Raw genomic sequence first — 11,211 nt, 5'->3', positions numbered from 1 at the left:
GACACCGTCGTGTCAGGTGAGCTCATACGCGGCACATCGGCACCGAGGGTGACGGCCGTACCGGGTGACGGCACGGGGCACGGCCCCGGTACGGCGCCGGCGGCCGCCGGGCCGGACGTCATGGGCCGGGCGGCCGGGGCGTCGAGCGTGTCGGCCGTCACCTGCTGATGCTCCTGCGGGCCAGGGCGAACACCCCGTAGTCCTCGCGGGCGGATGGTCACGCCGTGCCCGGCTCTTCGACCGGGTACGGCACGAAGGTGCTGCTGTTCTGGTCGATCCGCAGCGTGCGGTCCAGCGGCGGGGCGGCGCGCTGCGGGCAGTCCAGGCGCTCGCAGACGCGGCAGCCCATGCCGATCGGGGTCACGGCGGACGGGCTGGCGAGGTCGAGGCCGTCGGATTGAAGTGCTCTCCTGGCTGAAGGCCGGGAGATTCCTGCTTACCTTGCGGTTGCGGGCTTGACGCGCTTCGCGCGCCTGACGACTGCCCTCCCGGCAGCCGGGACCCCGGTCATCGCCCGCGGTCTCGCCTACGCCCCGTACGCCGACCTCATCTGGGTCGAGACGGGCACCCCGGACCTGGCCCAGGCCCGCGAGTTCGCCGAGGCGATCCACGCGCGGTACCCGGACCGGATGCTCGCCTACAACTGCTCCCCGTCCTTCAACTGGAAGGCCGCGCTGGACGACGACCAGATCGCCAAGTTCCAGCGCGAACTGGGCGCGATGGGCTACAAGTTCCAGTTCATCACCCTGGCCGGGTTCCACTCCCTCAACCACGGCATGTTCGACCTCGCCCGCGGTTACGCCGAGCACGGCATGACCGCCTATGTCGACCTCCAGGAGAGGGAGTTCGCGGCCCAGGCGCACGGCTTCACCGCCGTCAGGCACCAGCGTGAGGTCGGCACCGGGTACTTCGACCTGGTCTCCACGGCCGTCAACCCCGCCTCCTCCACCACCGCGCTGGCCGGGTCCACGGAGGAGGAGCAGTTCCACTAGGCCGCCACGTCCGGGAGCCTCACCGCAGGGCTCCCCACGGCCGAGCGGAGGGGACGGGCGACCGTCCCCGTCCGCCCCTCCGCTCCCACTCCTGAGGAGAACCCGATGCCCACCACCGCACCGACCCGTCACGTCCGCGTCCTCGCCGGTGGGGGCCGTCGGCACGACGAAATCCTCACGCCCGCCGCTCTGGACTTCGTGGGCCGGCTGGCAGAGGCTTTCGGCGCGCGCCGCCTGGACCTCTGGAAGGAGCGCCGCCGGCAGGTGCTGCGACTGGCGTCCGGCTCACCGCTCGACTTCCCGCTGGTCACCTCCGCCGTCCGCGCCGACCCCACCTGGCGGGTCGCGCCCCCCGCCCCCGGGCTGACCGACCGGCGCGTCGAGATCACCGGCCCGCCCGACCGTCGTACGGCCGTCGACGCGCTCAACTCCGGCGCCGGGGTGTGGACGGCGGACTTCGAGGACGCCACGGCCCCGCTCTGGGACAACGTCGTCGGCGGGCAGCTCACCCTTCTCGACGCCGTCGAGCGCCGGATCGGCTTCACCACGCCCGAGGGCACGGAGCACCGGCCGGCGGAGCCGGACAGGCTCGCCACCATCATGGTGCGCCCGCGCGGCTGGCATCTCGACGAGGAGCACCTGGAGTTCGACGGCGGGCCCGTCCCCGCCGCGCTCGTCGACTTCGGGCTGTACTTCTTCCACTGTGCCCGGCGGCAGATCGACGCCGGGCACGGCCCGTACTTCTGCCTTCCCAAGCTGGAGAACCGGTACGAGGCCCGGCTCTGGAACGACGTCTTCGTGCTCGCGCAGGAACTGCTCGGCATCCCCCGCGGCACGATCCGCGCCGCCGTGCTCATCGAGACGATCACCGCCGCCTTCGAGATGGAGGAGATCCTCTACGAACTGCGCGAGCACAGCGCGGGGTTGAACGCGGGCCGCCGGGACTACCTGTTCAGCCTGATCAAGACGTTCGGCCACCGCACCCACTTTCTCCTCCCCGACCGCGCGCAGGTGACCATGACGGCCCCCTTCATGCGGGCCTGCACCGAACTCCTCGTGCGCACCTGCCACAAGCGCGGCGCCCACGCGATCGGCGGCATGGCCGCCCACGTCCCCGGCAAGGACCCGGCCGCGAACGAGGCCGCCCTCGCCGAGGTCCGCCTGGACAAGGAACGTGAGGCCGAGGACGGCTTCGACGGCTCCTGGGTCGCCCACCCCGGTCTGGTGTCCGTCTGCCGCGAGGTCTTCGACGGCGTCCTCGGCGGGCGGCCCCACCAGATCGACCGCGCCCGCGACGACGTCGAGGTGACGGCGGCCGACCTGCTCTCGGTACGCCGCATCGCCGGACCGCCCACGCCGGACGGGGTGCGCGCCAACGTCGCGGTGGCACTGCGGTACTTCGCCGCCTGGCTGCGCGGACAGGGCGCCGTGGCGCTGTACGGCCTGATGGAGGACGCGGCGACCGCCGAGATCGCCCGCGTGCAGCTCTGGCAGTGGCTGCGCCACCGCGTCGTCGACCGGGAGACCGTGCTGCGGCTGCTCGACGACGAGGTGGCGGCGCTCGGCGCCGAGTACCCGTGGGCGCCGCTGGACGAGATCCGGGATCTCTTCGAACGGACCGCGCTGGCCGGCGAACTGCCGCTGTTCTTCACCCCTGACGCCTACACCCGCCACCTCGTGAAGCGGACGGAGGCCGGAGCGTGAGCGGCCGCATCACGCGCGTCGGTGCGGTCGGCGGCGGGCAGTCGGGGGCCGGTACCGCGCCGAGACGTGCGCGCGGACCGGGCTCGACACCGTGGTGTCCTGGGCGCGGTCGCGGTCGCGGTCACGGACGCGGTCGCGGCCCGCGGCTCACCGGGCCGCCTCCTCGGTGGGGCCGAACCCTGCGGCGAGGCCGAGTTCGTGCTCGCCGAGGGAGGTGAAGTGGCGCTCGACATCGGCGTCGGTGACCTCGGCCAGCGTCCCCGGCGACCAGCGGGGGGCGCGGTCCTTGTCGACGATCTGCGCGCGGATGCCCTCCACCAGGTCGGGGTCCTTCAGGCTCGCGCAGGACACGCGGTACTCCTGGTCGAGGACCCGCTCCAGCGGTCCGAGCCGGCGGGCGCCGCGCAGGGAGGCGAGGGTGACCTTGAGGGCGGTGGGCGACTTGGCGAGCAGGGTCTCGGCGGTCTCCTTGGCGGCCGGGTCGCCGTGGGCGAGGAGCCGCCGGACGATCTCCTCGACCGTGTCGGCCGAGAAGCAGTCGTCGATCCAGCCCCGGTGACCGGCCAGTTCACCCGCCGCCCCCCGCGTGGCGTGCCGTGCGACAGCCTCGTGCACGGGCAGGCCGGCGAGGTCGTCGACGAGCGGCCCGAGCGAGACCGAGGGGACATGGTGGTCGGCGAGCCCGCACAGCAAGGCGTCCGAGGCGCCGATCTGCGCACCGGTGAGCGCCAGACAGGTGCCCAGCTCGCCGGGGGCGAGGGCGAGGAGACGGGTGCCGCCGACGTCCGGGACGAAGCCGATGCCGGTCTCGGGCATGGCGATCCTGGACCGCTCGGTGACGATCCGGACGCTGCCGTGCGCGGAGACTCCGACGCCCCCGCCCATCACGATGCCGTCCATGAGGGCGACGTACGGCTTCGGGTAGCGCGCGATACGGGCGTTGAGGTGGTACTCGTCGCGCCAGAACGCCGCCGAGGCCGTGCCGTCGCCGTCCCGGGCGTCGTCGTGGATGGCGCGGATGTCGCCGCCCGCGCACAGGCCGCGCCCGCCCGCCCCGGAGATCACGACGGTCCTCACGGCCGGGTCGTGCTCCCAGCGCGTGAGCGCCTCGTCGATACGGCGCACCATGTCGTGCGTGAGGGCGTTGAGGGCCTTGGGCCGGTTGAGGGTGATGTGGGCGGCCCGGCCCGTCGTACGGAGGAGGACGTCGGTCATCCGAACGCCTCCGTCAGGCCGTGGGCCACGATGACACGCATGATCTCGTTCGTTCCTTCCAGCATCCGGTGGACTCGCAGGTCGGACGATCTTCTCAGTGCCCGTACTCGCTGAGGCAGCCGTGGCCGCGGTGCGGGGCTCGGCCTTCGACACCCCTCGCCCGGGGTGCGCCGGTGGGTGTCGGCGACGACATCGCCGCGTGCTGGGACTCCTGACACCGCCGTCGGAGGTCGTAGGGTCGCGGCATGCGCATCGTCTCGCTGCTGCCCGCCGCGACCGACATCGTCGCGGAACTCGGCCTGTCCGCACAGCTCGTCGGCCGCACCCACGAGTGCGACTGGCCGCCGCGGGACGTCGCGTCCGTACCTGTCGTGACCGGCGCCGACCTCGACCAGGAGCGGCTCACCAGCCGGGAGATCTCCGACGCCGTCGGCGGGTCCGCGCACTCCGGATCCTCGCTCTACACCCTGGACACCGAGGCACTCGCGGCGCTGCGCCCCGATGTCGTCCTCACTCAGGACCTGTGCGACGTGTGCGCCGTCTCCTACGAGGACGCCGGCCGGGCGGTGCGCCGCCTCGACGCCGGCACGCGCGTGCTGAGCCTGGAGCCGCGCACGCTGGACGACGTGCTGGAGTGCCTGGTCACGGTCGGGGCGCTGCTCGGAGTCCGGGAACACGCGCGGCGTCGCCGGGGCGAGCTCGCCGCCCGTCTCGACGCGGTCCGCGCCCTGGTCGCCGGCCGGCCCCGGCCCCGGGTGGTGGCGATCGAATGGCTGGACCCGCTGTGGCCCGCCGGGCACTGGGTGCCCGAGCAGATCGCGGCGGCAGGCGGCGAACCGCTCCTCGCGGCACCCGGCGCGCACACGGGGCCGATGACGTGGGACGCGGTACGCGCCGCCCGCCCCGATGTGCTGCTCGTCCTGCCCTGCGGCTTTCCGCCCGAACGGACCCTGCGAGAGCGTGAGTCGCTCACCGGGCTGCCCGGGTGGCAGGAGCTGCCGGCCGCGCGCGCGGACCGGGTGTGGGTCCTGGACGGGCCGTCGTACTTCAACCGTCCAGGACCCCGGGTGGTGCGTGGAGCGGAGGTGCTCGCCCACGTCCTGCAGGGCGTGCGCGCCGGAGCGCCGGTCACACCGGCCGAGGCACGCCGCCTGTGAGACAAACCTGCCGGACCCCGTGCCCCAGGACTAGGGGCGCGGGGCGCGCAGGTGCGTCCGTTGCTTCAGCTCTTCCTCGTCCACCACCGTGAGCATGGGCTGACCCGGCGCGCACACCATGGTCACGACGAACTTGTTCGGTTCCTCGGCGCTGGCGTTGCCGTCCTGGTAGTGGATCACGTCGCCGCCCGGCTCCCAGAACGTCTCCCCGGCGTGGATCACCTGCTCGGGCCGACCCTCGACCTCGAACCGGAGCGCGCCTTCCATCACGTAGCCGAACGCCGGCCCCGAGTGGCGGTGCGGAGGGAGCCCGGGATGACCAGGAGGCCACTCGACGAGGATCGTCATCGCCGAACCGCCCTCGGGGAAGAAGGGCGGAGAGACTTCCTGCAGCAACTTGACCTCTGGCGGCAGCGAGACGTCGCTCCCCCCGGCCGGGGGCTCGTGCGCGGGGTTGTTCTCTGACATGGACCACACCTCCGTGGGACTGCCTGGAGTGGACGTTCGGCCGCAGTTCGCATCCGTGACCCGCGGATTCCCCACTCACCGTGCCCCAGGTCGCGAACCCCCACAAACGGTGGCGGGCCGACCGGGCTGCCCGCTCCCCACCCGGCCGCCACCGCCCCCGCTGCCCTCGCCGCCCCCGCTGCCCCCGCTGCCCCCGTTGCCGGTGACGGCCGTCGGAGTGCGCGCCCGCTCATGTCGTGGCCTCCGCCGGGAGCACCACGCAGACCTCGTAGCCGCCGTCGCTCGTGGGACCCGAGGTCATCGTGCCGCCGAGGAGCTCGGTGCGCTGGCGGAGGCCGATCAGGCCATGGTGCGCGCCGGGCAGGGGCAGGGCTGTCCGGGTGGGCGCGGTGTTGGTCACGCGGACGCGGACGCGGCCGCCGGCGTGGGACAGGTCGATGCACGCCGTCGCGCCGGGGGCGTGTTTGCGGGTGTTGGTCAGGGCCTCCTGGACCGTGCGGTAGACCGCGCGCTGGACGGTGGGCGAGAGATCTTCGGGCAGGTCCGTCCTGAGTTCGGCCTCGATCCCGCAGTTGTCGGCCAGCTTCCGGAGGTCGGTGAGGGCCGGCTGCGGGGTCAGTTCCGTGGGGCGGCCACCGGAGGCGCGCAGGACGGTCACCATGTGGCGCAGCTCGTCGAGCGTGTGCACGCTCAGTCGCCGGATCGTCGCGGCTGCCTCCTTTACCTCGGGATCCCGCGTGCCGACCTGAAGAGCCCCGGCGTGCACGGCGATCAGACCGACCTGGTGGGAGACGACGTCGTGCATCTCCCGCGCGAGCTGCGCGCGCTCCTTGGCCAGGACCGCCTGGGTGGTCAGCAGCTGTTGATGGTCACGCGCCTGCGAGATCTCGGTCAGTCTCAGGGAGAGGTCGCGGCGTGTCTGCACGAGCTGCCCCAGGAACACGGCGGCCGCGGCTGTCGCGCAGGTGTAGCCGAGTCTGATCAGCGTCGCGGGGTCGGTGAGATCGAGTTCCAGCGACGGCAGGAGCGTCGCGTCGCTGATGGCGTAGGCCAGGGCGCACACGACCAGCAGGGCCCGCGGACGTCTGAGGGAGGCGAGGGTGTACAGCGCGATCAGGCAGGCGAAGAGCGCGTCGGACAGCAGGACGGCCGGGAGGGTGAGGACGAAGGTGAGCAGCGGTTGCCTTCGGCGCAGCAGCAGGGCGACGGCGGCGGCCAGACCGAAGGCCGTCCGCCACATCTCCTCGGCGTCCCAGTGGACCCAGACGTCGAGGAGGGCCAGGCCCACCGCCGCGCAGTCCAGGACCAGCGGGGGCGGCCGGCGCGTCATTCGGTCCTCCTGGTGAGGAGTCCGGCCTGCTGGGCGAAGAGCGCGGCCTGCACCCGGCCGCTCACCTCCAGTTTGGTGAGGATCGCGCTGACGTGGTCCTTGATGGTGCCGGTGCTCAGATGCATCCGGGTCGCGATGTCGGCGTTCGACAGGCCCTCCGCGACGAGGACGAGCACTTCGCGCTCACGGTCGGTCAGCCGCTTCAGGATCCGTGGGTGCTGCTGGGCCCCGGCGCTCAGATAGCCCTCCACCACCGTTCGCGTCACCTTGGACGACAGCACCGTGCCGCCACCGGCCAGGCTCCGCACCGCGAGGGGCAGTGCCTCGGGATCGGTGTCCTTGAGCAGGAAACCGGCCGCACCCGAGCGCAGGGCCGTCTCCACGTACTCGTCCATGTCGAACGTGGTCAGCATGGCCACGACAGGGGGTTCCGGCAGTTCGCGAAGGTGACCCAGGACCGTGAGGCCGTCCACGTCGGGCATCCGGATGTCCAGCAGCACGACGTCGGGGCACGTCTCGCGCACCGCCGGCAGAGCCTGGCCGCCGGACACCGCCCCCACGACCTCGATGTCGTCGGCGGCGTCGAGGATGCGCTCGAAGCCTGTGCGGATCAGGGCTTCGTCGTCGACCACCAGTACCCGGATCACGTGTGCTCCAGCCGATGTCGGACCACTGTCCGATTCGTATCACGGCCGAAGCGGCTCCGCCGCTGGGCGCCGCCCGGGGTCGCCTCCGCCGCCGGAATCGGATCCTCCGGTACCGGCGCCTCCGGTATCGGCGCCTCCGGTATCGGCGCCTCAGGGTTCAGCTGCTTCGGGTTCGACTCCTCCCGGGTCCGACTCCTCAGGGCCGACTGCTCGGGGCCGACTGCTCAGGGTCCGGCTCCGGTGGTCATGACGCTCATGGTCGGACGAGGAGTGGCGGAAACCCTCCCGTCGCCGGTGTGCCCGGCAGCGGGGCGAAGGGGGAGTCGTCGGTGGGGCGCAGTTGCCGAGGGACGGCCATGCGGCCGGGCTGGGCGGTCCAGCAGCCGTCCCGCCTCGTCAGCGTGACCGCGGCCGGGTCACCGAGGTGCCAGAAGGCGCGGGCGGGTGCCGACAGGCCGTGCACCAGCGCGGCCCGGACGACGGCGGCCTCGGTGATCGTGAGGACGCGGCCCACCTCGGGGGGCAGCGAATCCAGCCACTCCGCCGTCCGACGGCAGAGCCCCGCGACGGACTCGCCGCCGTGCGGTGCGGCCTCGGCGTCGGTCAGCCAGGCCGAGTAGCCGTAGGGGTCCTCGGCCTCGATGTCCTCGTGGGTGCGACCGTGCCAGGCGCCGTGGTCCAGGTCACGCAGCGCGTCCTCGGGAAGGGCCGCGACCGCCAGGGTCTCGGCGGCCCGCGCGCAACGGTCGGAGGGGGCTCGGAGGGCCAGGGAGTGCGGTGGCACGACGGCGTCGGTCATGGCCCTGTGCGCAGCGCGCTGACGCGTGCCGCAGCCGCTCGGAGCACCGTCCCCGAAGATCTGTGCTTCGCCGCCTTCTCCCCCGGCGGCGCACAACATCGTCACTCGCACGATCACCGTTCGACCCCCTTCTCCCACAGGGACGGGTCACGGACCCTCCAGAAGAGAGCCCACCGCGGCATTGGTCACCAGACTTCAGCAACCGTGCCGGTGAGACCATCCGGCAGGTGGCCGGACCGGCCCCGCCGACCGGCAGGTCCTGACCCGACGGATGGACGGCGGAGGGGTCCTCCCGGGTCCACACCGGTCCACCTCGATCCACCCGGGTCCGGCCGGGCGCACGAGCGGCGACCGGTGTCAGGGCACCTCGTGCCGTACGAGTGCTCTGGCGAAAGGCTCGCCGCTGCGCCGGGCGTACGTCATCCGCTCGCGTACCTCGCTCAGGGTGCGGGGGCGATACCCGGGGCCGCCGCAGCAACTCTTGTGGAAGCGGACACCGGCGTGCAGCAGCACGGACAGCGTTCGCCAGGCGGCGGTGTCCCTGCGGCGGGGTGCGGCGAAGGCGGAGCCCGCGTGGATCAGCGGCTGCGCGCAGCGAGGGCAGCTCCGCTGCCTGTCCCGGTCGTAGGGCTGCTTGTACGAGGCCCGGCAGGGCAGGCAGACGTAGGAGGTCTTCGCGTGGGACATGGCGCCAGCGTAGGTGGCGGCCACGCGGAGGGGCGACGCGACTTGGAGGCGCGGCACCCCCTTCTGCGCCGGGTCCCGGAGCGTGCGGCCCGGACGCCGGAGCGTGCGGCCCGCCGGCCCGGCCGGCGCCCCGCCGCTGCCGCTATACCGTCAGCTCGGCGACCCCCGCGACCCCGGCGACCTCCGCCGTGACTGTCGTGTCCGTCGGCTCCCTGTGCCCCTCCTCGAACTGCGTGCGGTACAGCTCCGCGTACCGTCCCCCCGCGGCCAGCAGCCCCTCGTGCGTGCCCCGTTCGACGACCCGTCCGCCCTCCAGGACGAGGATCAGGTCGGCGTTGCGCACGGTGGACAGGCGGTGGGCGATGACGAGGGCGGTGCGGCCCTGGAGTGCCTCGGTGAGGGCCTCCTGCACGGCCGCCTCCGAGGTGTTGTCGAGGTGGGCGGTGGCCTCGTCGAGGATCACCACCCGCTGACGGGCGAGCAGGAGGCGGGCGATGGTCATGCGCTGGCGTTCGCCGCCCGAGAGGCGGTAGCCGCGTTCGCCGACCACGGTGTCGAGGCCGTCGGGAAGGGCCTGGACGAGGGTGTCGAGGCGGGCCCGGCGCAGGGCGTCCCACAGGTCGCCGTCGCTCGCTTCGGGGCGGGCCAGCAGCAGGTTGGCGCGGACCGTGTCGTGGAACAGGTGGCCGTCCTGGGTGACCATGCCGACGGTGGCGCGCAGGGAGCCCGCGCTCAGGTCCCGGACGTCGACGCCGCCCACGCGGACGGCGCCCCCGTCGACGTCGTACAGGCGCGGCAGGAGTTGTGCGACGGTCGACTTGCCCGCGCCGGAGGAACCGACGAGGGCGACGGTGCGGCCGGGTTCGGCGCGGAAGGTGACGCCGTGCAGGACCTCGGCGCCGCCCCGGCTGTCGAGGGACGCCACCTCCTCCAGCGAGGCGAGGGAGACCTTGTCTGCTGAGGGGTAGCCGAAGCGGACGTTCTCGAACTCGACCGACACCGGCCCTTCGGGTACCTCGACGGCGTCCGGCGCGTCCTCGATGAGCGGCTCGAGGTCGAGCACCTCGAAGACCCGCTCGAAGCTGACGAGGGCGCTCATCACCTCGACGCGCGCCCCTGCGAGCGCCGTGAGGGGCGCGTACAGGCGGGTCAGCAGCAGGGCGAGGGCCACGACCGCACCGGGTTCCATGCTGCCGCGCAGGGCGAACCAGCCGCCGAGGCCGTAGACCAGGGCGAGGGCGAGCGCCGACACCAGGGTCAGCGCGGTGATGAACGCGGACTGCGCGGTCGCCGTGCGGATACCGATGTCCGCGACCCGGCGGGCCCGCACGGCGAACTCCGCCGACTCCTCCTCGGGCCGGCCGAAGAGTTTGACGAGGGTGGCGCCCGGGGCGGAGAAGCGCTCGGTCATCCGGGTGCCCATGGCGGCGTTGAGCGTCGCCGCCTCGCGCTGCATTCCGGCCATCCGGCTGCCCATCCGCCGGGCCGGGATCACGAAGACCGGCAGGAGTGCGAGGGCGAGCAGGGTGACCTGCCAGGACAGCGTGAGCATGACGGCGAGGGTGAGCACCAGCGTGACGAGGTTGCTGACCACTCCGGACAGGGTGTTGCTGAACGCCCGCTGGGCGCCGATCACGTCGTTGTTGAGCCGGCTGACGAGCGCTCCGGTGCGGGTGCGGGTGAAGAACGCGACCGGCATGCGCTGCACATGGTCGAACACGGCCCGCCGCAGATCGAGGATGAGCCCCTCCCCCAGCGCCGCCGAGAGCCTGCGGGCGAGGATGCCGAGGGCCGCCTCCACCACCGCGATGAGCGCGATGAGCAGTGCGAGCCGTACGACGGTCCGCTCGTCGCCGTCGGTGACGATCGCGTCGACGACCCGTCCGGCGAGGACCGGGGTCGCGACGGCGAGCAGCGCGGTGGCGACCCCGAGCAGCACGAACAGCACGATCCGGGGGCGGTGCGGGCGGGCGAACGCGGCGATCCGGCGCAGCGTGGCGCGGGCGAACGCGCGGCGTTCCTCTGTGGCGTTCATGACGCTGTACAACTGCGTCCACGCCGTGGTCTCCATGCTCATGGGGGCGAACATAGAACCTCGACCAAACTTGAGGTCAAGCGTTCCGCGCGGGCCGCCGTGAAGATCGTTGTCGGCCGGCTTCCCGCACGTAATCCCCCGTCCGCGCTTCCGCAACCCGCAGTTGGGGCGGTGCGG

The 11,211-nt window shown here is 73.0% G+C and carries 9 protein-coding genes and 3 pseudogenes; 3 read left to right on the top strand and 9 right to left on the bottom strand.

Translation table 11 applies throughout. The features are described 5' to 3' along the window. Positions 1 to 217: 217 nt before the first annotated feature. A pseudogene (locus ACWCPM_RS29480) lies at positions 218 to 415 on the bottom strand (short-chain fatty acyl-CoA regulator family protein); the annotation flags it as partial. Positions 416 to 503: 88 nt separating this feature from the next. On the opposite strand from ACWCPM_RS29480, the pseudogene ACWCPM_RS29475 reads away from it, so the two are divergent. Then, positions 504 to 992 (top strand): annotated as a pseudogene (locus ACWCPM_RS29475) (isocitrate lyase); the annotation flags it as partial. Between the two features lie 105 nt (positions 993 to 1,097). Beyond that, positions 1,098 to 2,696 carry a malate synthase A gene (gene aceB, locus ACWCPM_RS29470; protein ID WP_450979299.1) on the top strand — a complete coding sequence of 533 codons (1,599 nt, stop codon included), beginning with the start codon at positions 1,098 to 1,100 and terminating at the stop codon, positions 2,694 to 2,696. 147 nt (positions 2,697 to 2,843) lie between these two features. On the opposite strand, the gene ACWCPM_RS29465 is transcribed toward aceB, so the two are convergent. After that, positions 2,844 to 3,911, bottom strand: coding sequence for an enoyl-CoA hydratase/isomerase family protein (locus ACWCPM_RS29465; RefSeq protein WP_450979298.1), 1,068 nt, complete (start codon positions 3,909 to 3,911; stop codon positions 2,844 to 2,846). After that, positions 3,908 to 4,044, bottom strand: a pseudogene (locus ACWCPM_RS29460) (acyl-CoA dehydrogenase family protein); the annotation flags it as partial. The gene ACWCPM_RS29465 and the pseudogene ACWCPM_RS29460, both read right to left, overlap by 4 nt. A gap of 112 nt (positions 4,045 to 4,156) precedes the next feature. On the opposite strand from ACWCPM_RS29460, the gene ACWCPM_RS29455 reads away from it, so the two are divergent. Then, complete coding sequence (locus ACWCPM_RS29455; RefSeq protein WP_450979297.1) at positions 4,157 to 5,068, top strand: cobalamin-binding protein; 912 nt, start codon at positions 4,157 to 4,159, stop codon at positions 5,066 to 5,068. A gap of 30 nt (positions 5,069 to 5,098) precedes the next feature. Here the strand turns inward: ACWCPM_RS29455 and ACWCPM_RS29450 are convergent, their stop codons facing one another. From ACWCPM_RS29450 to ACWCPM_RS29425, 6 genes are all read right to left on the bottom strand, one after another. Next, positions 5,099 to 5,536 (bottom strand): cupin domain-containing protein, encoded by a 438-nt coding sequence (locus tag ACWCPM_RS29450; protein WP_450979296.1) that lies wholly within the window; start codon positions 5,534 to 5,536, stop codon positions 5,099 to 5,101. A gap of 229 nt (positions 5,537 to 5,765) precedes the next feature. Continuing rightward, positions 5,766 to 6,866, bottom strand: coding sequence for a sensor histidine kinase (locus ACWCPM_RS29445; protein WP_450979295.1), 1,101 nt, complete (start codon positions 6,864 to 6,866; stop codon positions 5,766 to 5,768). Further along, entirely contained in the window at positions 6,863 to 7,513 is a 651-nt protein-coding gene (locus ACWCPM_RS29440; RefSeq protein ID WP_450979294.1) for a response regulator, read from the bottom strand. The genes ACWCPM_RS29445 and ACWCPM_RS29440 overlap by 4 nt, the downstream gene beginning before the upstream one ends. Before the next feature lie 253 nt (positions 7,514 to 7,766). Then, positions 7,767 to 8,312, bottom strand: a complete 546-nt coding sequence (locus ACWCPM_RS29435; RefSeq protein WP_450979293.1) for a histidine phosphatase family protein — start codon at positions 8,310 to 8,312, stop codon at positions 7,767 to 7,769. 357 nt (positions 8,313 to 8,669) lie between these two features. Next, a complete protein-coding gene (locus ACWCPM_RS29430) occupies positions 8,670 to 8,999 on the bottom strand; it encodes a deoxyxylulose-5-phosphate synthase (RefSeq protein ID WP_450979292.1) in 330 nt (109 codons plus the stop codon). 142 nt (positions 9,000 to 9,141) lie between these two features. After that, positions 9,142 to 11,070, bottom strand: a complete 1,929-nt coding sequence (locus ACWCPM_RS29425; protein ID WP_450979301.1) for an ABC transporter ATP-binding protein — start codon at positions 11,068 to 11,070, stop codon at positions 9,142 to 9,144. Between the last annotated feature and the right edge of the window lie 141 nt (positions 11,071 to 11,211).

Source organism: Streptomyces sp. NPDC002309, from assembly GCF_053593375.1.
Note: the sequence above shows the minus strand (reverse complement) of the source record. Positions and strands in the feature narration are given on the sequence as shown.